This window comes from Microcoleus sp. PH2017_35_SFW_U_B (assembly GCF_020737865.1).
Taxonomy (GTDB): Bacteria; Cyanobacteriota; Cyanobacteriia; order Cyanobacteriales; family Microcoleaceae; genus Microcoleus.
In genome coordinates this window covers 1-21,679 of the sequence record NZ_JAEQDE010000102.1, presented here as the reverse complement: position 1 = coordinate 21,679, position 21,679 = coordinate 1, and the positions used below count along the sequence as shown (strand labels likewise).

General features: G+C 46.6%; 14 protein-coding genes. 6 read left to right on the top strand and 8 right to left on the bottom strand.

The window, feature by feature from the left end; all coding sequences use genetic code 11:
- Positions 1 to 61: 61 nt before the first annotated feature.
- Together tnpA and JGK36_RS26555 are read left to right on the top strand one after the other, a co-directional pair.
- The gene (tnpA, locus tag JGK36_RS26560; protein WP_293185733.1) at positions 62 to 460 is read left to right on the top strand and encodes an IS200/IS605 family transposase; all 399 of its coding nucleotides are present in this window, start codon (positions 62 to 64) and stop codon (positions 458 to 460) included.
- Positions 453 to 1,796 (top strand): transposase, encoded by a 1,344-nt coding sequence (locus JGK36_RS26555; RefSeq protein ID WP_293193326.1) that lies wholly within the window; start codon positions 453 to 455, stop codon positions 1,794 to 1,796. The genes tnpA and JGK36_RS26555 overlap by 8 nt, the downstream gene beginning before the upstream one ends.
- A gap of 23 nt (positions 1,797 to 1,819) precedes the next feature.
- Here the strand turns inward: JGK36_RS26555 and JGK36_RS26550 are convergent, their stop codons facing one another.
- Positions 1,820 to 3,409: a HAMP domain-containing sensor histidine kinase gene (locus tag JGK36_RS26550; protein WP_293198604.1), complete on the bottom strand. Its 1,590-nt coding sequence runs from the start codon at positions 3,407 to 3,409 to the stop codon at positions 1,820 to 1,822.
- Positions 3,410 to 3,692: 283 nt separating this feature from the next.
- Here JGK36_RS26550 and JGK36_RS26545 point away from each other — a divergent pair, with 283 nt between their 5' ends.
- Positions 3,693 to 5,096, top strand: a complete 1,404-nt coding sequence (locus JGK36_RS26545) for a TldD/PmbA family protein (protein WP_293193339.1) — start codon at positions 3,693 to 3,695, stop codon at positions 5,094 to 5,096.
- Positions 5,097 to 5,363: 267 nt separating this feature from the next.
- Here JGK36_RS26545 and JGK36_RS26540 read toward each other — a convergent pair whose 3' ends face one another.
- The 3 genes from JGK36_RS26540 to coaE all read right to left on the bottom strand — a co-directional run bounded on the left by JGK36_RS26540 (position 5,364) and on the right by coaE (position 7,268).
- Entirely contained in the window at positions 5,364 to 5,600 is a 237-nt protein-coding gene (locus JGK36_RS26540) for a hypothetical protein (RefSeq protein ID WP_293185737.1), read from the bottom strand.
- A 199-nt stretch (positions 5,601 to 5,799) separates the two neighbouring features.
- On the bottom strand, positions 5,800 to 6,003 hold the full coding sequence (locus tag JGK36_RS26535) for a hypothetical protein (RefSeq protein ID WP_293185738.1): 204 nt from the start codon (positions 6,001 to 6,003) through the stop codon (positions 5,800 to 5,802).
- A 536-nt stretch (positions 6,004 to 6,539) separates the two neighbouring features.
- The gene (gene coaE / locus JGK36_RS26530; protein ID WP_293198607.1) at positions 6,540 to 7,268 is read right to left on the bottom strand and encodes a dephospho-CoA kinase; all 729 of its coding nucleotides are present in this window, start codon (positions 7,266 to 7,268) and stop codon (positions 6,540 to 6,542) included.
- Between the two features lie 207 nt (positions 7,269 to 7,475).
- Here coaE and JGK36_RS26525 point away from each other — a divergent pair, with 207 nt between their 5' ends.
- Together JGK36_RS26525 and JGK36_RS26520 are read left to right on the top strand one after the other, a co-directional pair.
- Entirely contained in the window at positions 7,476 to 12,599 is a 5,124-nt protein-coding gene (locus tag JGK36_RS26525) for a CHAT domain-containing protein (protein WP_293198609.1), read from the top strand.
- Complete coding sequence (locus tag JGK36_RS26520; RefSeq protein ID WP_293201186.1) at positions 12,593 to 12,889, top strand: hypothetical protein; 297 nt, start codon at positions 12,593 to 12,595, stop codon at positions 12,887 to 12,889. Before JGK36_RS26525 ends, JGK36_RS26520 begins: the two co-directional genes overlap by 7 nt.
- A 395-nt stretch (positions 12,890 to 13,284) precedes the next feature.
- On the opposite strand, the gene JGK36_RS26515 is transcribed toward JGK36_RS26520, so the two are convergent.
- From JGK36_RS26515 to cobA, 4 genes are all read right to left on the bottom strand, one after another.
- Complete coding sequence (locus tag JGK36_RS26515) at positions 13,285 to 13,917, bottom strand: restriction endonuclease subunit R (RefSeq protein WP_293198611.1); 633 nt, start codon at positions 13,915 to 13,917, stop codon at positions 13,285 to 13,287.
- Positions 13,918 to 14,069: 152 nt separating this feature from the next.
- The gene (locus JGK36_RS26510; RefSeq protein WP_293185745.1) at positions 14,070 to 14,648 is read right to left on the bottom strand and encodes a Uma2 family endonuclease; all 579 of its coding nucleotides are present in this window, start codon (positions 14,646 to 14,648) and stop codon (positions 14,070 to 14,072) included.
- A 94-nt stretch (positions 14,649 to 14,742) separates the two neighbouring features.
- Positions 14,743 to 15,930 (bottom strand): tetratricopeptide repeat-containing serine protease family protein, encoded by a 1,188-nt coding sequence (locus JGK36_RS26505; RefSeq protein WP_293185746.1) that lies wholly within the window; start codon positions 15,928 to 15,930, stop codon positions 14,743 to 14,745.
- 508 nt (positions 15,931 to 16,438) lie between these two features.
- Entirely contained in the window at positions 16,439 to 18,007 is a 1,569-nt protein-coding gene (gene cobA / locus JGK36_RS26500) for a uroporphyrinogen-III C-methyltransferase (protein WP_293193335.1), read from the bottom strand.
- A 102-nt stretch (positions 18,008 to 18,109) separates the two neighbouring features.
- Here cobA and JGK36_RS26495 point away from each other — a divergent pair, with 102 nt between their 5' ends.
- Entirely contained in the window at positions 18,110 to 21,424 is a 3,315-nt protein-coding gene (locus tag JGK36_RS26495; RefSeq protein ID WP_293198613.1) for a glycosyltransferase, read from the top strand.
- The last annotated feature ends 255 nt before the right edge of the window (positions 21,425 to 21,679 follow it).

Here is a 21,679-nt window from a genome sequence, read left to right as displayed (position 1 = left end):
ATTTAATAAATCTTAATGCAAGATTTGCACCATATACAGGTTAATGCTGTATAACTATAATATGAGCGTTAATTACAAATCCAACAAAAATGTCGTCTACTCGTGTAAATACCATATTGTGTGGTGTCCAAAATATCGTCGCAAAGTTTTAATTGAAGGTGTCGATGCCCGACTAAAAGAAATATTGTTAGAAGTTGCGACTGAGTTTAATAGTGAATTGATAGAAATGGAAGTAATGCCAGATCATGTTCACCTCTTAATCGAGTGCGATCCTCAGTTTGGGATTGCCAAACTAATCAGATACATGAAAGGACGATCCTCTAGATACCTCCGTCAAGAATTTCCTTGTTTAAAAAGTCGATTACCAACGTTATGGACTAATAGCTACTTCATTGCAACTGTTGGCGGTGCGCCCATTACAGTAATTAAACAGTACATTGAGACTCAAAAAAATGTCTAATTATGGCTGCCAGCAAAATTTAATTAGCCCAAATCGAGAGTTAAGAAGCGTTCTAGAGTTTGTATGCGAAGAGTCAAACAAGCTAGCCAACTCTGGGACTTACTACTGTCGGCAATTGTATTTCAAAACCGGGAAGATTCCGGGCAAGTATGACTTGCACAAATTATTCAAAGAAAATCTGCACTTTAAAGCGCTGTATTCCCATGTTGCCCAACAGACGTTGACCAGTGTTGCGGAATCTTTCAAGTCATATATTGGATTGCTGAAGGGAATCAAAAGTGGTACAGTAACGCAACATCCTAAACTACCGAAGTATCGCAAAAACAGCTTAAAACTTGTGACCTTCCCAAAAGCAGATGTAAAGCTAAAGAATGGGCAATTAAGGTTCCCATTAGGTAGTAAGGTTAAATTGTGGTTTGGGATTGGTGAATTTTATTTGCCAATGCCGTCTAACCTAGACTACAAAACAATTAGAGAGATTCGCATTTTGCCAAGAAATGGCGAATTTTATGCCGAGTTTGTCTACCAGCTTCAGTCAACAGCGATTAAATTAGATACAAACAAAGCTCTGGGTATCGATCCAGGGTTAAATAATTGGTTAACTTGTGTTTCCAATGCGGGAACAAGTTTTATTGTAGATGGACGGCATTTAAAATCATTAAATCAATGGTATAACAAGCGGGTTGCAGCGATTAAAGAGCATAGACCTCAAGGTTTTTGGTCTAAGAGATTGGCGCTCCTTACAGAAAAGCGAAACAGGCAGGTCAGAGATGCAGTCAATAAAGCGGCTAGATTAGTATTAAGCCACTGTCTCGAAAATCAAATAGGCACAATCGTTTTCGGCTGGAACAAGGGGATGCGTCAAGAAATAAATCTTGGTAGCAAAACCAATCAAAGTTTTGTGCAAATCCCTACCGCTCGGTTGAAAGATAGGATTTTCCAGCTTTGTGAACAGTATGGTATTCAGTTTGTTGAAACAGAAGAAAGCTATACAAGTAAGGCAAGTTTTTTAGATTCGGATGAATTGCCTAAGTTCGGTGAAAAAACTGAAGGGTGGAAAGAATCTGGAAAGCGCGTTAATCGTGGATTATATCGGTCAAAAGATGGAAGCAAAATTAATGCAGACTGCAATGGCGCTGCGAACATTTTGCGAAAAGTAGCGGCAACTTTAGGGCTATGCCTAAAAGGAGTCAGTAGGGGCGCTTTGATTTCGCCTTTAAAAGTTCGCATCTGGACTCTTCAAAAATCCCCGTCCCGGAGTGGGCTGGGGAGTATCAATTGTGATTCGGTATTGGCAGAAGGAACAGAATTTGCGATCGCGCTACCGCTTGTTTAAAATGCCTTGTGCTCTAGCTGTAACTATTGCAGCGGCAAAAATACGGTCATCACCTCACCCTTTTGGGGGCGCTGGCGAATTACCAGCTTGCCGCCAGCAGCGCGAAATAAATTCTTAGTGACGCTCAAATTTAAGCTCAAACTTCCTGTCTCCGGCTGTACCATGAGCAAAGGCCCGATCGATCGCAAAGGAGCATTCGCCGATCCTCCAAAAGTCGATACGCCGTTACCTTCAGGTAAGTGTTCCGATTCTAACTGCAATTTTAATTGACTCCCAGCCAACGTCACCTCTACCTGAATGCGACTTCCCGATCGCAAAGTTCGAGTAAAATTCTCAATCAAATTAGTTAACACCTGATCCAACATCGTCGGATCGCTGACTACCGCCGGCAATTTTTGGGGCACAATCACTTCTAAAGTGTGGTTGCGCTGAATCGCTTGTTTTTGCCAGCGAGGAATGCTATTTTGGAGCACTTCACCGAGGGACATGGCTGTTAGCTGCAATGCGGAATTTTTAGCTTGCGACATTTCCATTTCCACGGCGCGGAAAATTAAACCGAAGCGATCGATCTGAGCGGTACACTCAGCATCGATGGTTTCCAAACGCTTCACCACCACTGGATCGAGTTTGGGGCGTTTCAGCAGCAACCGAGTCAGGGTGCGGATGGTGGCCAAAGGAGTGCGGACTTCGTGGGCGATCGCCTGTAGCAACTCCACCTCTTTAGTAGCGTGAGGAATTGCAGACTTGCACTTGATATCTTGCCTACCTTTCAGGCTATCCTCAACTCTTTCATCCTTGAGCCTGCCTGCTTCCTCTTTCCCAACAGGCAAATTATTTAACAACAAGCTGGTGAACAGCGCGACTGTTTGATATTTGGGAGCAACAGGCAAAAACTGCTGGAATAGCGCATCTAATTTATGAGTAGAATCGTGAGTAGAATTAGGAGTTAATTGGTGCGATCGCAAATTGAATCGACCGTCAGAATTAGCAAGCAAACATTCACTTTCAGTTACGCGGCGCCGCAAAACTTCCCAAGCTTTGGCGACGACTTGGGGGTCGAAGGAAAATAGAAAAGCCGGCATTCCCGCAGCATTTTCACCCAAAACCATCACCAGACTAAAACTAGCCGTTAAAACCAGACAAAATTGTTCGTTCGCCAAAGGATCGCCGATCGCCAAAGCCAAAGTCGGGGCCGTCGCAGGCACGGATCTTTGCTTGTCAGCGGCCGGTAGCAAAGCTAAAGTTTGTCTAGCACGAAAAGACCACAAAGCTGCATCGTTGTCAGGAATACTGGTAAAAATCCAATTAGCAAAGCCCGAAGCCACCACCGGCTCAGTCAAAACCGAAGATGGGCCCGACAAAATCAATCCCTGACAGGAATTGGGGATGGGGGATGGGGAGAGACAGTGTGTTTGCTTCGCGAGCATTTGATTCAAAGTTGCGATCGCCCCGTACCATTCCTGTTCAGCTTTGGGCCGGGAAGCCGCACGACTCCCAGGACACTTCGGGCGGTTGTTTTCTCCAGCCAACTTCACATCAAACAGACTGAGGTCATTTTCTAAGGCCTCGGAGGCTAAAATCTCGCTGATTGTCGGTAAAAAGTAAGTATTCACAGTAGGTATAAACCCACCTTCACCAGGTATGAAGGATGAAGTATTTATTTATAGGAATGTTCAGGAGTAAAAATTCAAGCACCAGCAGAACCCAAAAATCCCGCATAATTTCTTGCGCTTTGCTCCTAACTCACAGGATATCCACATTTGTCAACTATCGTTATTGGCAGAACCGTACAAATTAAGTCGCAATCTCCGCGCTGCGGGCGATATTTTTGACGAACCCACCCGATCGCCCCGGCAAAAGTGCAAAATGGATGCAGTTAAACACCGTGCTTTCCTTATGCCCACCTCGATCGCCGACTCGAAAAATCTGTTGTCAGAGTTAATGGCACGCTACCGCAACCAAGTAGATTATCTAGCAATTCGACTCGAAGAAGCCGAAGGCACAGACATCCTGCTGCGGGGCGAAAAAATTGAAACCCTCAGCGAAGGAGTCTCAATTGGCGGCCAAGTCCGAGCTTGTCACAAAGGCGGCTGGGGCTTTGCCAGTTTTAACCGACTTTCCACCCTCGCCGAAAGAATCGAAGAAGCCATCGCCGCAGCCAAACTGATCGGCGAAGAAGAAACGATTCTCGCGCCAGTTACGCCAGTACAAGACATTTGCTTCCTGCCTTTGACAGGAACAGACCCCCGTCTGGTGCCGCTAATTGAGAAAAAGCAATTGTGCGATCGCTACGCAGCCATCCTACGCAGCATAGACCCCCGCATCGCCACCATCTCCGTGCGTTACGGCGACAGCACCCAGCGCACGATCCTCGCCACCTCCGAAGGCACGATGCTCGAACAAGGTTGGGCAGACATGGAAATGCGGTTTGCCGCCACAGCCCGCAGCGGGGAAACCGTACAAACCGGCCGCGAAACCACTGGTTCGCGGAAAGCTTACGAAGATTTAACCGAACTTGATACCCAAGTTCGCAGTGCCGCCCAGCGCGCGGTAGACTCCCTAGCCTTGCCCCCCGTCCAAGGCAACACCTACACCGTCGTCATCGACCCAATACTTAGCGGATTGTTCGTCCACGAAGCCTTCGGACACCTTTCAGAAGCTGACATGGCCTACGAAAATCCCGACATCTTGGAAATTATGACCCTCGGCCGCCAGTTCGGCCCGAAAAACTTGCAAATTTTCGACGGTGCTGCGCCACAGGGACACCGGGGCAGCTATTTCTATGACGATGAAGGGACTCCGGCGACTACGACTCAGTTAATTAAAGACGGCGCTTTAGTTGGGCGGCTGCACTCGCGGGAAACTGCGGGTAAGTTGGGAGAAACGCCTACGGGCAATGCTCGCTGTTTAAATTATCACTATCCGCCGATCGTCCGCATGACGAATACTTGGATCGAACGGGGCGATACGCCGGTTGCGGATTTATTTTCTGGTATCAAAGAGGGTGTTTTCGCGCGCAATTGGCAAGGCGGCATGACTAACGGCGAAATGTTTACTTTCAGCGCCGGCGAAGCTTGGATGATTCGCGATGGCAAACTCGACAATCCGGTGCGGGATGTAACTCTTTCGGGTAATGTTTTCAGCACTTTAGCGGATATTGAGGCGATCGGCGACGATTTCTACTGGGATGAATCCGGCGGCTGCGGGAAGGGAGGACAAAGCGGTTTACCCGTGGGCTGCGGCGGCCCGAGTTTGCGGATCCGGGATGTCGTGGTTGGCGGCGAAGCTGCGGAAGAGTAGAGCTTCTAAACCGTGGAATATCTACTAGGTAAAGCGCCAGATTCCTACTAGCGCTTTACCTATTTTTTGCTCTCAAACCTGAAATTTTAGGGTGATATCATGTCTGGTTGCATGGAAATTATTTAACCGCAGAGAACACAGAGGACACAGAGGGAGAGAATAGAGATCTGAATACAGGACGATGCTACCGGATTTGATATGAATCGATCGTACCATTTTTGATTTTGATTGGGTTGACTGACGGTATCAGCATCAGTCGAGAAAGTCTCAAGACTCAAAAAGTCTGGTTTCTGCGATCGCGTGCGAGTCTCGGCGAGAACATCCCGGAGACGGCGAGGTTCTACACCTTTGTGCATCGTTTTTGGTATCTTTAGCTGCTAATAGCAGTTGTTGCGATTTATTGAACTGATGTTCTGCAATTGAAAAGTTTGCTAGTTTTTGAGGAATCACAAGAGCGCTAACTAATAGCGTACTCAAACAAATTAACTTGATGGTAGTATTCATTGTGTTGTGTTTTTTTTTCAGAGATTTTTGCTCCCCGATCCAACATCGCTTCAGCCAATCTGGAAGTAATTGCGTTTAACTCTTCGTTTAAGAATGCCCTCATTACTTATTTATCTCCCTCGACAGAGTAGGGAAAAATACTCAAAGTAATCGGCCGATTTATTTTGCTTTGTTTAGCAAAAACATCCATTGTTTGGGTTTATCTCCCGCTGCCTCGTTCGGGCAAGGTATCTTTATCGTTATCTGCGTAAAATATCTGAGCGTTGGCTTGGACGGTCATAATTTCGGGAGCAGGTTTGTCTTGAGAGAAAAAGGTCGATCGGGTTTCTAAGCTTTGAGCGTTAACTGCTGTGCTACTCAGTAGCAGGGTTGACATCAGCATGGAAGAGTAAAGGCGCATCATAGAGTTCCGTGTCGTATTTTCTATTTCTTGATACGCAGCCTGTACTCTGCTATCAGGGCAAAAACAGGTAAAAAAAAAATTGAATTGCCGCGAAATCATCAATTGGTAATTGATGACCCATACATTTTTTTGAATTTTAGTCAAACGGGGTAAAACCCCTCGTTTCTCTCACTGTTTCAGTTGTAAGTTCAAGTTACCTACTAATTGCCGAAAACCACCAGCAGTCAAGGCTTCCCATCTTTTTGCGACACTCTTGCAACCAGGAAACGAAACCGTAAGTTATAAATATTTACGAGTCTTCAGATTAACTTCATAATTTATTGATATGGAGATGCAGCCTCGGATTAAAGACACAAAAACACAGTATCCTGGGCGCGGCTTGGGCACTCTATATATTTATATGTTGTTGAATCAGATTCCTGAAATTGTAGATATTTACGAGTTTTCAGATTAACTTCATAATTTATTGATATCGAGATGCAGCTTCGGATCGAAGACAAGCTAATGCCACATCAGAATGTCGCGCGTAACATAGGCTACGATCTGATTTGCGAATCTATGTATAGGAATAGAGAGTCGAGGGTTGACGAGTTATCCAAAACAACATCAGCTTGTTGGCACTTGTTAGCTAGCGGCATCTGGGCGTTAATCCGTGCATTAGCTCGATCGCAACTCAAGCCGTCTCGGTGCATCAGCCGTTGTAACTGCACTTCGGGCGAACAGTACACCACCCAAATTTCGGTACACAAGTCAGTCATGTTAGCTTCAAACAGCAGCGGCACTACCAATACCAAAGTCAACCTGTCAGTCTGGGCGCCGAAACCTGGTTTTTTTTCAACCACACTTGGTTCTAATTCTCGATCGCCTTCCCAAAACCCGCTTTCTTGAGTTTTTGTACCTAATTCATCTGTGTCTGGGGATACCAGATTTAAGGCAGCAATGTAGCTTTGAGTTTCCTCCACTAACCGGCGGCGCACATAAGGGTGAATCTGTTGATCTAACCACTGCCGTTCGGCTGCGTTACAAAAAATAATATTTCCTAACTCGGGGCGGTTTAAATTGCCGTCGGGGAGCAAAATAACGGCGCCGTATCGTTCTACAATAGAGTCTAGTATTGGCGAACCTGGGTGCACAGCTTCGCGGGCGTAAATATCGGCATCTAAAATCGGAAATCCATAGGTATCTGTCAGATAATTAGATATAGCGGTTTTCCCGGTGGCGATGCCCCCAGTTAAGCCGATCGTGCGGACAATTCGATCGCTCATAATTTTCTCTGTTTAAACTCAACGGTGTTTCGACACTTACTGTCCGTATTTGCTATGTTGGTGACACAATTAAAATTAGACTTGAAATTGGGAATTGGCGATCGAGAGTTAGCCTTAGGAATGGTCAGCATGAGGGTGCGATAGACTGTTTTTTACCTAAAATCTCCATTTAAAACTTGAATTCAGGTCTAGATCGAGGCAAATTTTATGAAAGCTCAATCTGCTGTGCGATCGATTCTGGCAGCAATTCCCCTGGCTGGATTTTTGATATTAGATTTTTTCCCCAACCTGGTTTTCTTCAAAGAAGATAGCAGCGGATGGGTGATTGTGGCAATTTATCGCCAATCTCAAATTGCTGCGGCCGAGCCAATTATGGCAGCCCCAGACGGCACCGGAACCACCATCACCACGCCCGGTGCGTCGCCCTCTCGCTACGATATTACAGGTGGCACAAGTTCCAGAGACGGAGCAAATCTGTTCCACAGTTTTACTCGATTTGGTTTAAATTCTGGCGAAACTGCCAATTTCATCTCCAACCCAAACATTAAAAATATCCTCGGCCGCGTTGTCGGCGGCGACGCTTCCTTAATTAACGGTTTAATTCGAGTTACTGGTGGCAATTCTAACTTGTACCTAATGAACCCGGCAGGGATTATTTTTGGCAGTAATGCGCGACTCGACGTGCCCGGGTCTTTTGTGGCTACCACCGCTAGCAGTATCGGTTTTGACAGCGGCTGGTTCAACGGTACGGGGGCGAATAACTACGCGGGCCTAGTGGGAGCACCGAATACTTTTGCTTTTGGCGCACAGCCGGGGAGTATTGTCAATGCCGGTGACTTGGCTGTGGAAAACGGGCAGAGTTTGACTTTGCTGGGCGGTACTGTCATCAGTACGGGGAGACTTTCAGCGCCAGGCGGTCAAATTACGGTGGCGGCTGTCCCGGGCCAAAATCTGGTGCGGTTGAGTCAAAACGGACTTTTGCTGAGTTTAGAAGTTGCTCCGGCTGCGGGAGTGGCTGGTTCGGAAGCTCTGCCGTTTTCTCCTCTGAGTTTGCCAAAGCTACTCTCGGGTTCCGGCGTGGCTAGCGCTACTGGTATAACTACGAACGATCGCGGTGAAGTCGTACTTACGGGCGGCCAAACAGTAGCGGCAGGTGCTGGAACTGCTTTGGTATCGGGTGCTGCGGACGTGTCTGCCAGGGGGGGCGCGGGAGGTACTGTCAACGTGTTGGGCGACAAGGTAGGGCTGTTGTCCGCGAAGATTGAGGCTTCTGGGCCCGACGGCGGGGGAACGGTGCGGATCGGGGGAGATTACCGAGGCGAGGGAACTGTGCCGAATGCCAGAATGACTTACGTGGATGGCAAAAGTTCGATCGCAGCCAACGCCACTCGATCGGGTAACGGCGGCAGAGTTTTTGTCTGGGCGGACAACACAACAGCATTTTTGGGCCGCATCAGCGCAACGGGCGTTTCTGAATCGAACAGCAGCGGTGTTGGCGGGTTTGTGGAAATTTCGGGGAAGCAAAGATTGATGTTTAACGGCACTGTCGATACTTCCGGGACAAACGGTTTGGGGACTTTGCTGTTCGATCCTGAAAATATTTTAATTACAGATTCCTCAGAAGCTGCGGGGGATGCGGCAGTTATTGCTAACAGTAATATTTTGGCAACACAAACGCCTTCACCAGGGCAGCAAAACCAGGACGATTCTTCGCTGACTATTTCAAGAAGAGCTTTGGAAAGTATCTCGGGGACAACCAATGTGGTTCTGGAAGCCCTGAATGATATTAAAATTGCTGATTTGGCGGATAATAAGTTGAGCTTTGCCGCAACTACTGGATCCGTGACATTGAGAGCAGATGCCGATCGCAATGGTGCGGGTGTTTTTTCGATGAATGCTGGAGATACAATTAGCACTCGCGGAGGCGCGATCGCCCTGGAGGGAAGTCAAATTACTGCGGGCAATTTGTCCAGCAACGGCGGAAATATTAGTTTAATTAGTCCGGGGACAACCGTTGCAGCCAATGTTTCGGCATCGAATTCCAGCGGCGGCACAAGTGGCAATATTTTGCTCGAAGGCCTGAACGTCACAGCCCAAAAACTTGATGCTAGCGGTTCTAAATCGTCGGCAAATGTAACTTTGACGGCTCGGAATATTCTGGGAGTTAGTTCGATCGCCGGTGGTTCGGGAAACATTACTTTAACTGGTAATGAAATTAATTTGAAAGGGGACAAAAATTCGGTCAGCGGGACGGGCTTTTTGGTACTCCAACCTTGGAATCTCGGTCAAAATATTGCGATCGCTGGTTCTGGAGATGTCGGGACTAATACTTATTTGAATCTGACAGCAAGCGAGCTCGAAAATTTGCAAAATGGGTTTGCTGGAATTACGATCGGCCGCAGCAACGGTAGCGGTTCGATTCTGATTGCTAATAATTTCACATTTTACGATCCGCTAATTATTCAATCGCCGACGGGTTTGGGAACAATTACGAGCACAAGTTCCCTGACAGGGGCAGACAATGCCTCAATTACTCTGAAAGCTGAGGGCAATATCCGCATCGGAAATATCACTACCAACAATCAGGAAATTCGCATCAATAGCACAACCGGCAATGTGACTACGGCTGCGCTACGCACAGGAAGTCCCCCCAGCATCAACACGAATGTCAATTCTGCGAAAGTGCCGCGCACGTCGGGGGGAGATGTGAGCGTTACCGCCGAGGGTACGGTGACTGCTGGCGCGATCGACACTAGGGGCGATCGCGCGGGGAATGTGACGCTGACTGGCCGCGGCGGAGTAACTGTTAGCGCGATCGAAGCTGGCGGCTCGGAAACAGGTGGAAATATTACTCTGACAGGCAACGAAATTGACTTGACGGGCGGCAACAATTCGATCGCCAGCAACGGCAATCTGGTGCTGCAACCAATCGATCCGGCTCAAAATATGACGATCGCCGGTGCTGCTGAGACTGAGGCTTTGAACTTGACTGCTGCGGAATTCAACTCGCTGCGAAACGGGTTTGCTTCAATCGCGATCGGGCGTGCTGACGGTAGCGGCTCGATCGCGATTACTCCAGCAACCACAACGCCCAATTCAACGCCGGCGGTGACATTTCAAGATCCGACGACGATTCGATCGCCCTTGGGATCTGGTGCGATCGTGGGAACTGGTGCGATCGTGGGAACTGATAACGCTAGCATCGCTCTGATGGGCGGTAGTGTGGCAGTGGGAGACGTTACCTCGAATGCAGGGATTAATATCACTAGCAGTCAAGGTAATGTGACTGCTGGTACGGTTTCCTCTCGATCGGCAAATGGGACGGCGGGCAATATCAACATCCGCAGCGCGGGCTCGGTAGTCGTGGGCAATGTCAATGCTTTCGGTGCCTCAAGTGGCGGAGATATCTCGATCGTGGCGCCGGGCCGGATCGTGACAGGGGTGATCAATTCTAGTTCGCAGTCGGGAAGTGCCGGTTCGAGCAAGATTACCGGGCAGAAAGATGTTGAAGTTGTTTCCATCAAAGCTAATGGAAATACGGGCGGCGATGTGGCAATCCAGGCTGGGGGATTGTTCCGGGCTGCTGGAAGCGAAACGACGAGCGATCGCGCCAGCGTTAGCATTTCTACAGACGGACAGGTGCGATCGGGTTCGCTGACGCTGTTGCAAAGCACTTGCCCGTCGGGAAACTGCACAACCACGACTGTTGGGACAGGAAACTCGAAGTCGAACGCTACCTCCTCAACTACTGCTACCGCGCCCCTGTTGAGCCTGCCGAGTCCAGCACCAACTACCACTGTGGGATTAAAAAATACAGGCAATTCTCCACAAATTGTCACTCAGACTCCGAGCGTGTCTTCGCCCAAGAGCGGTACCGCAAATGTACCCTCAGGGTCTGCTACTGTGCCTGTTGAGGAACGGTCGAACGAGACTGCTGCCGGCTCTGTTTTGCTGTCGCAGTCGGTGTTAAAAAACAATGTGGGTGCGTCTAGTGCGACAGAAAACGGCGGTGGAGCAACTGCACAAAAACCTGGAAGTGGCAATACAGACAGTATCGCGAGTTTGAGGCTGCCTGAGATTTCTCGATCGACTTCGATCGCGCAAATAAGTCCGATCGACGCAGTGCAGCAAAGGGATAGAGATCAGGGGCGGGAATTTGAACGTTACTTTGGCGGAAATCTCGATCGAAAGTCAATCACGCAGCAAAGTATCCGAGATACTCTCAGCAGCGTCAATCGCTTGACGGGAGTTAAACCGGCGATCGTTTACGTCTGGGTGAAAGACAAGAATTTAGAACTTGTGTTGTTATTGCCAGACGGCAAAAATGTGTTTAAAAGCGTGCCTGCAAGTCGCGAAACAGTGCTGCAAGTTGCTAAGGAATTCACTAATGCTATCAGAACTCCCAAAACATTGACTGGTTCTGATTACAAGCAACCTGCCCAGCAACTTTACCAGTGGTTAATTGCACCGATGCAAGCGGAATTGGATGCTAACAAAATTGACACCTTGGCGTTTTCGATGGATGCCGGTTTGCGAACTTTGCCTTTAGCTGCTTTGTTTGACGGCAAACAGTTTTTAGTAGAAAAGTATAGTTTGGGGCTGATTCCCAGTTTGAGTTTGACTGATACTCGCTATGCCGATGTTAAGGGTTCGGAAGTTTTGGCGATGGGTGCGTCGAAATTTCCCGAAAAATACGATCAAAATCCTTTACCTGCGGTGCCGCTCGAAATATCAACAATTGTGGGCAAGATTTGGCATGGTGCGTCTTTTCTCAACGAACGTTTTACGCTGGCAAATTTGAAGGAAAAACGCAATCAATCCCAATACAAAATTATTCACTTAGCTACTCACGGCGATTTTCAGCCTGGTGGTGCAGAAAATTCTTACATTCAGTTTTGGGATACTAAATTGCGGTTAAATCAGTTGGAAGAGTTGAAGTTATCTAACCCGCAGGTGGAGTTGTTGGTTTTGAGTGCGTGCACTACGGCGGTGGGAGACGAACAGGCTGAGTTGGGGTTTGCGGGATTGGCGGTACACGCGGGGGTAAAATCGGCTTTGGCGAGTTTGTGGTATGTGTCAGATGCTGGAACTTTGGGGTTGATGACCGAGTTTTACCAGCAGTTGCGGACGGCGCCGATTAAGGCTGAGGCTTTGCGGCAAGCGCAGTTGGCGATGTTGCGCGGGGAAGTGCGGTTGCAGGATGGTTATTTGGTGCGATCGGGCAACAATCAAGCTCTGCCTTTGCCTGCGGAATTGACGGCTAGGGGCGATCGAAATTTGTCGCATCCGTATTATTGGGCCGCTTTTACAATGATTGGTTCGCCTTGGTAATTTTGAAGGAAGAGGGAAGAAGGAAGAGGGAAGAAGGAAGAAGGAAGAAGGAAGAAGGAAGAAGGAAGAAGGAAGAAGGAAGAAGGAAGAAGGAAGAAGGAAGAAGGAAGAAGGAAGAAGGAAGGAAGAAGGAAGAAGGAAGAAGGAAGAAGGAAGAAGGAAGAAGGAAGAAGGAAGAAGGAAGAAGGAAGAAGGAAGAAGGAAGAAGGAAGAAGGAAGAAGGCGTAGGGTGCGTCGCCACGAAAAATCCCTATCTACATATCGACAATTTTGCTGGCGACGCACCTTAGGAACGAAAATTTAATAACTTACACTCTTAAAAGTGGGATGGGCGTCCCGCCCGTCCTTTATAGACCAATACGGTTTACTTAACACTATTTATGCCCGGAGATCCCCTAAATCCCCCTTAAGAAGGGGGACTTTAAGAGCTTCTTGTCCCCCCCTTCCCAAGGGGGGTTAGGGGGGATCTGTCTTAAGTGAACCGTATTGCTTTATAGACGGGCGGGACGCCCATCCCACAATAATTAAAATTGTAAGTTATTTAATTCTCATTCCTTACCACAATGGTACGATCGGGAGCATCTCCGTTTTGCAAAAAGCATTTTTTAAACAGCGGACGCCAGGACGTACTACGAACCTTTTTTGTGATGCTAATCGACCGGGCATGATATGATATGACTCATCACTAATTGTTACCTGCTATCTGACTCAAGCGTTTGAGGATGCGGAGTACATCGTGTAGATTATTGGTGCGATTGCTAATTCCAAATAAATCAGATGTGGCATATCGCGGTGATTCTCCGTTGAGCAACTTGACAAAGATGAAACTGCCTCCTGTAGCAATCATGCCGTAACTCGGGCGATCGCGATTGGGATTGGCCAGCATATAAGCTAAGATTTGCGCCAGCCCCGCTTCAATGGAAAACGAAACTCGTTTCGATTCGATTACCATCAGCCACAATTGGTCTTTTAAAACTAAAGTGTCGAGGCTGCCTTTAATAATCACGCCTTCATCTTCTTCGGAAATTTCGACGGATTTTTCCGGTTTAATGTAAAATGGGTGCAGGTAAAACTCGCCGGTGAACAGTAGTGGAGAGACGATCGACAAACTGATGGTTTTTTCCAGCATCGGCGGATACTCTAGCAAGTTGAAGTAACCCGCTTTAATCTGATCTAGCTGTCGTTTCTGAAACTCTGTGATTTCTGGTAACTCCTCTTGCCATTCCGGGAAAAATTGGTCGTCTGTGACAAGTTGCAGGTTAAAAAGTGTTTTTAATTCTTCTAGCGTGACATTTTTAGCTTGAATAGTTTGAACCATAATTTCCTAGCCTTTATTTTATAGATATTTACAATTTTATCAAATTCCTCTACAACCAAATTGGTTCGTAGTGAGGACTTCAGTCCTTCTTTTTATGAGGACTAAAGTCCTCACTACGAACCGAAGATAGGCGAAGTTATAGTTTAATCTTACTAATTCCAAATTTTTTGTAGATTCAGAACAAATCCCGGCAAAACCTCTTCCCCAGAAAGGGTGAGAGGAGATTGTAAAACTTCAACTGGTTGACCGGGGCGATAAATTTCTACTTCTCGTTTTTTGCGGTTAATCAGCCAACCCAAACGGCAGCCATTTTCCATATATTCTTGCATTTTTGCCTGCGTCTTGTTCAAGCTGTCACTCGGAGAAAGAAACTCGATGACAAAATCAGGACAGAGGGGGATAAATTTGTCTCTTTGTTCGGGTGTCAAAGCTTCCCACCGCGATTTTTCGACCCAGGAGACATCGGGAGAGCGATCGGCTTTACTGGGCAGAGTAAACCCTGTGGAGGAATCAAACACTTCTCCGAGTTCGGTTCGATCGTTCCACGTCCAGATTTGAGCATTCGCTGTTGAGTTGCGTTTCCCTGTTTCTCCTCCGGTTGGCGGCATGACAATTAATTCTCCGTTGGCGTTGCGTTCTAGTTTCAATTCTGGGTGTTCTTCGCACAGTTGGTAGAACTGTTCGGAAGTTAGTTTGACAATGGAATTGAGATTTAAGGTGATAGCAGTCATGATTATTTACCTGCTGTGTATATGAACTAGATTAAGAACTAAAAATGGGATGATTCATTTTTAATTCTTAATTTTTAATTCTTAACTTCTAATTCTACTGCAATTGTTGGATGCGCTTGAGGGCATCTTGATATGCAGTTGTTCTGCCGCCTTGCTTGTAAAGTTCCGCTGCTTTTTGAAAGTCGGCAATTGCTTTGGCTTTGTCTTCTGTCAGGTAAGCTAAAGCTCGGTTGTAGTAGGCGTCGGCAAAACCGGGATTGGCTGCGATCGCACTCGTGTATGCTTGAATAGCGGTTCCACCGCGGGTGGGGTCGGGTTGTGGCAAGCCGGCAGTAATGAAAGTGCGGGCATTGCCGATATTAAAATGCAATTCTGGGCTGTATTTAGGATTGAAAGTGAGTGCTTTGTTGAAATCGGCGATCGCCTCCCAAGCCTCTCCCTGATCTAAGCGCGAAAGCCCTCGAAAATAATAGGCTTGGGCATCTTTTGGGTTAACGGTGGATACCGGGCCGATAGTTGTGGGAGTATTGTCTACTTTCAACTCGGATTTGTTGATTCCCGCCGCCACCAGTTTGGCGATAAAAGTATTAATGGGAACTGCTGCATTAAATCCTGTTTTAATTGGGGCGACTTCCCCGTTACTGATTTGGGCAAAACCGAATTCCCCTTGTCCGTGCAAACCGATGACTCGGGCTTCAGAGTCGAAAACTGGCCCGCCACTCATGCCACTCCAAGTGACGGCTTGATACCGCAAAGTGTAACCTTCCCGGCGATCGCGCGGGCGGCTGGTAACGAGTCCGGGAGACATTTCTGGTTCTCGTTCGGCCCCAAAGAGTCCGCCCGTAGCGGGATAGCCGTAAACGAAGATTTGAGTGCCGATGACGGCTTTGTCAGAATCGGCTAGCGTCGCCACTGGATATTCTTCGGGACTTTCAAATTTGACTACTGCTAAATCCGGATCTGTTGGGGCTGTTTGCAAGCGGGTGACGTTGCTTACTTGATAGTTTTTGCCCGCCGACGTGCGAACGGTGTATTTCACGTCTGCTTTTTCTACGACGTGATTGACTGTTAAAACTGTGTAAGTTTTGCCGTTTTTGGCAATAATTACCCCGGAACCGTCTCCGAGGGAACTATTGATTTGTACTGTCAGCGGCCCGGCGATGCTGGCGACTTCTTGGGGAGTTTTGGCGATCGCCGGTTGGCTGATGACTATGGTTAAGGCTGCGGTGGTTCCTGCTAGCAAGGTGGTTAAGGTGTCATAACGAGAAAAATTCATATTCATGGCTGTTGCTAATTGGTAGTTTGGTATGGGAGTTCGCTGCGGTTGGTGGTTTGGGCTTTTTTGGTTTTTAGTTTGATTAATGTTTTGACGCTATTGGCGATCGGCTTTGTTATTTACTGATAATTTTACTCGCTTTTTTGTTCCGCGATTTCCTATCTAGACATTCAGTTGTAAGGTATGTCAGGCTTGCAATGTCTACAATAAATTAGGCTTGGCCTTTGACGAACCCTACTCACTATGGATGATTCATTGCTATGTGGTAGCTTGTTCGCTAATTGTTGGATGCAAAAGTTGAAGCGGTACGTTGTTGGGCTTTAGCCCTGAAAGAGCGCCCAAGCGCAACTACGTACCTTTGAAAGAGCGCTGAAGCGCAACTACGTACCTTCAAGAGCGCTGCTACGTACCTTCAAGAGCGCTCAAGCGCAACTACGTACCTTCAAGAGCGCTCAAGCGCAACTACGTACCTTCAAGAGCGCTCAAGCGCAACTACGTACCGCTTCGGGTGCAACTATGTAATTTGATGTTTTGTGGCCCATTGGACGATCGCCTCAGTCAACCCATCTAATGTATATTCTGTCGCTTCTACGTCTAACTTGCCCAATAAATTCTGGCAGCTTTTGGAGGTTTCCGGGCCGATGGATGCGATACAAACTTTTTCTAGCCAATCCTGAGATAAGGAGAATTCGGGAGTTGTTTCGAGGAGGTGGCAAAAGTTATGTACGGTTTTGGAACTGGCAAAGGTTATGATATCTACGGCTTGATTCTGGAGTGCGGCTAGGGCGATCGGATCGATTGTTTCGGGACAGCAAGATTGGTACGCTGGTACTTCGATTACTTGCGCTCCTTTGGCGGTGAATTCTTTGACTAAAACTTCTCTTCCCCCACTTTCTACTCTGGGAAATAAGATTTTGCAGTTTTGCAAATTGTCGGGGAAGTTTTCGACTAGGGAATCGGCGACAAAGTTGGGTGGAATAAAGTCGGGTTGTAGTGAGTGCGATCGCAAACTTTCTGCTGTCTTTTTCCCAACTACTGCTATTTTAATGCCAAACAAGCTCCGCGCGTCTTTGCCTTTTGCTTGCAATCGTTGAAAAAACCAGTCTACGGCGTTGTGGGAAGTGAGGATTAACCAGTGAAAGCTTGACATTTGCCCGATCGCGCTATCCAACGGTTCCCAACTTGAAGGCGCACCAATTACTAAGGCTGGCATTTCGATCGCGCGGGCACCCAGTTGCTGGAGTCGATCGCTAAATTGACCAGACTGGGAGGCCGCGCGGGTGACTAAAATCGTTTTTCCGGCTAGCGGTTGGCTGTGGTTAGCGGTGACAGGTGTATGGCTCATGTTTGTGCTTTCTGGCCAGATTAAAAATTCGCGCAATCTAACTACTTCCCCAATGACGATGACGCAAGGCGATAGAGATTCACCTGTTGTTTGTTGTACAATGTCGGAGAGCGTGCCGATCCAGATTTGCTGTTCGGGGCGGCCGCAATCTCGGATAATGGCGATCGCAGTTTCGGGCGATCGTCCGTGTTTTTGTAATTGCCAGACTATCTCGCTTAAATTGCGCCCTCCCATCAAGATTACCAGAGTTTCTATCCGCACTAAAGCTTCCCATTCCAGCGCATCCGGTTCGTGGGCGCTCATCACTGCAAAACAGCGGCTCATCACCGGATCTGTGAGGGGAATTCCTGCTAGTAAAGGTGCCGCAAATGCTGACGAGATTCCCGGCACAACTTCAAATTCGCAGCCTGCTATAATTAATGCTTGAATCTCGGAACTGGAGCGACCAAAAATAAATGGATCGCCACTTTTAAGTCTCACTACTTGTTTGCCAAGTTGGCAATGTTCTACCAGCAAACGGTTAATTTCTTGCTGCTGGGTGGAAGGTTTGCCACCGCGTTTCCCTACTTCTATTTTCTGACAAGTGACTGGAATTAATGCGAGTTGCGGGATGTCGATGAGTGCGTCGTAGATTAAGACTTCGGCTTGGGAGAGCAGTTTTTGCGATCGCACTGTCATCAAGTTACAATCTCCGGGCCCCCCACCGACTAGATAAACTTTTCCTTTTGAGTTTTTCATAAGTCATCCTCGATAGTATAATTTAAGGAAGAAGGAAGAAGGAAGAAGGAAGAAGGAAGAAGGAAGAAGGAAGAATGAGCAATTATGAAATAACAAATACTAATGCCCAATCCCTCCGCTTCGCTCCGCCCAATGCCCTGTTTGGCCAATGCCCTGTTTGGCCAATCCCCAATCCCCAATCCCCAATCCTTAACCAAAAATCCTATATTTATGCAGATTATCACCATCACGGCCGCCGATGCAAATTACTTTGAACTGGTGCGAGGCACTATTTTATCGGTGCGGGAAAAACCAGAGGGCGCTAATGTGGCGATCGGCTTTTTCGATCTAGGCTGCACTCCCGAACAATTGGAGTGGCTGGAAACACAAGTTAATATTATTCAAAAACCCGATTGGGAGTTCAACTTTCCCGGCAAAAATGAAGCACCTCACTATCTCAAAGGACTTTTAGCTCGTCCGTTTCTGCGCCGTTACTTCCCGAATTTCGACATCTACCTGTGGATAGATGCTGATGCTTGGGTGCAGGATTGGCAAGCTATGGAATTATTCGTAAAAGGCGCGGCAAAACGGGGTTTAGCAGTTGTTCCAGAATTAGATAGAGGCTATTATTTAGCTTATGGCAAATTGCCTTGGTACTGGGAATTTGTTTATCGCGATTATCAAGCAGCTTTTGGGGAAGAAGTTGCCAAACAGTTGCACAGCTATCCAACTATCAATGCAGGTATCTTTGCGCTGCACAAAGATGCGCCGCATTGGGAACTTTGGGCGGAATATCTGGATGAGGGATTGCAGCGGCACGTTTCTTTGATGACTGACCAAATAGCGTTAAATCGGCTCGTTTACGGTACTGAAATGTTCGATCGCACAGAGATGCTGCCGGCTGGGTGCAATTGGAGCTGCAACTTCGGTTTGCCCGTCTGGGACAAGCAGCGACGCTGTTTTGTGGAGCCGTATTTGCCGCACGGGGCGATCGGCATTCTGCACATCACAGGTCACAAGCACGACTTGGTAAAATTAGCAACAACCGACGGGAATCAAATAGAAATTAGTCTCCGCTACCAACCGATTCAACCGCCAGTATCCCCACAATTAAAATCAGAAAAAATGACAGTACAACCACCATCTCAAATTCAAAATAATACATTACCTGTCGGAGATTACGTCTCGCCCGAACTAAAAATTATTCTCCCAGATGCGTACTTTCCCAACATGATTGTGGGCGATACTAATACTTGTCCGTGGCCGTATCTGCGCCGGGAAATCAAGCACAATTGGTATGTCGATCGCCGTGCTAGTTCAGTCGGATTTCTCAGTCGCGACGAAGCACACATCCTTTACAATACAGCCCTGCAATTTTCAGGTAAAAAAGCCTTAGAAATCGGCTGCTGGCTGGGTTGGTCTGCTTGTCACTTAGCACTCGCCGGAGTTGAGTTAGATGTCGTCGATCCGCTATTAGAAAGAGATGATATTAGACAAAGCGTAATAGATTCAATTCAAGGCGCTCTCAATGCGTCTGGCGTGCAAACTTCCGTTGAACTCATACCCGGTTACAGCCCCCAAAGAGTAGAGCAATTAGCAAAGGATTTGAACCGGAAATGGTCGTTAATTTTTATTGACGGAGAACACGAAGGTGATGGGCCGTTAAATGATGCGATCGCCTGCGAAAAATTGGCAGAAGAAGATGCAATAATTTTATTTCACGATTTAGCTGCTCCGGCTGTTGCTAAGGGTTTAGATTACTTGAAACAACAGGGTTGGCAAACGATAGTATATCAAACAATGCAAATTATGGGTGCAGCTTGGCGGGGGAATGTCGAGCCTGTAAAACATCAACCCGATCCTAATATTTATTGGGATTTGCCAGCACATTTGCAGGGTTATGAAATTAGCAGTTTAAACGGTATTGATTCGACCCCATACAGTAAAAAAAATAAACAAAAACAGTCATCTTATACAAGAGATTTCTACGAATTAATAGGAGAAGGAACTCGCAGTTCTGCTATAGAAATTATTCCCCTGCTGTTAGACTTGCTGCAACCAAATTTACCTAAAAGTGTAGTGGATGTGGGCTGCGGTACGGGAAGTTGGTTGGCTGCTTTTCATAAATTGGGAATTGCTGACTGTTTGGGAATAGATGGCGATTATGTCGATCGCACTCTTTTACAAATTCCTTTAAATCAGTTCCAATCCGCCGATTTAAAGCAACCGCTGCAATTAAAAAGAAAGTTTGACTTAGCAATTTCTCTAGAAGTTGCAGAACATTTACCAGCTACCTGTGCTGAAACCTTTGTTAATTCTCTCACTAAACTAGCACCAGTAATTTTGTTTTCGGCTGCGATACCGTTTCAAGGAGGCGTCGAACACGTTAACGAACAGTGGCCGCAATATTGGGTAAATTATTTTCATACAAAAGGTTTTGCAGTCGTGGATTGCTTGAGGAGAAAAATATGGAACAATGACAAAGTAGAGCCTTGGTACGCTCAGAATATATTTATTTTTGTTAAACAAGAATATTTATCGAGATATCCAATGTTAGAAAGTGAATATCAAAACACGGATTTGAATCAATTAGCGATTGTACATCCCAAGATTTATTTTTATAGCTTGCAAGCTGCTCAAAAGTCAGCCCAAACAGAAAGTTTCAGGCAAATTTCTGCATCCCAGCAATTGGAAAATCGACCTTTGGTATCTGTGATTGTTCCCTGCTACAATCAATCTCACTTTTTGCCACAAGCGGTAACTAGCGCAATTAAGCAAACTTACAAAAATTTGGAAATTATCATTGTCAATGATGGCAGCTTAGATACTACAAGCACAGTTGCCAAAAATTTAATAGCAGCAAATCCCCAGCATAAAATCAGGCTGGTAGAACAAACAAATCAAGGGCTGTCTCTGGCAAGAAATGCTGGAATAGCAGCAGCAAATGGTGAATACATTATGCCTTTGGATGCTGACGATATTTTAGCTGAAAATGCCTTGAATAGTCTTTTAGAAATATGCTTAAAATCTCATGTACCTTGTGTAGCATTTGGTTCTTATCAAATGTTTGGCACAGAAAATCGCATAGTACCGAGTAGCGATTTGTATTCGCCGGAAAACATCAAGCACTCTAACATGATTCACCCGTCTTCACTGTATCACAAATCTATTTTGGATTTAGTGGCAGGTTATAAAATTGGGATGAAAGAAGGTTACGAAGATTGGGAATTTTGGGTCAATTGTCACAGACATAATATCCCATTTTTCGGAACGAAAGAAGTAGTTGTCAATTATCGGCGTTCCCAGGGTTCTATGTTGGAAAAAGCTCAGCAACATCATGAAAAGTTGGTAGCACAAATTGTTTGTTACAACCGGGATATTTATGATATTGAAAGCGTGAAGAATGCTGAGAAATTCTTGGAAGCAATCGCAAATTAATCTTTTTTATCTGGTAGGGTGCGTCGCTGCTATATTTTTGATTTTAATTGCAGATTGTCGAGTGCGACGCACTCTACATTATCTATCGGTTGATTGAAATTGTAATTTCAACCTACATTTTATTTGTAGGGGCGGGTTCGCCAACCATACATAATAATCACCGACAATTAATATAAACCCGCCCCCGCCCCACCGTAAATCTGAATGTACATTAATATTGTTTGTTGGGTGAGGGCGGGTTTTTGAAATTGTTAG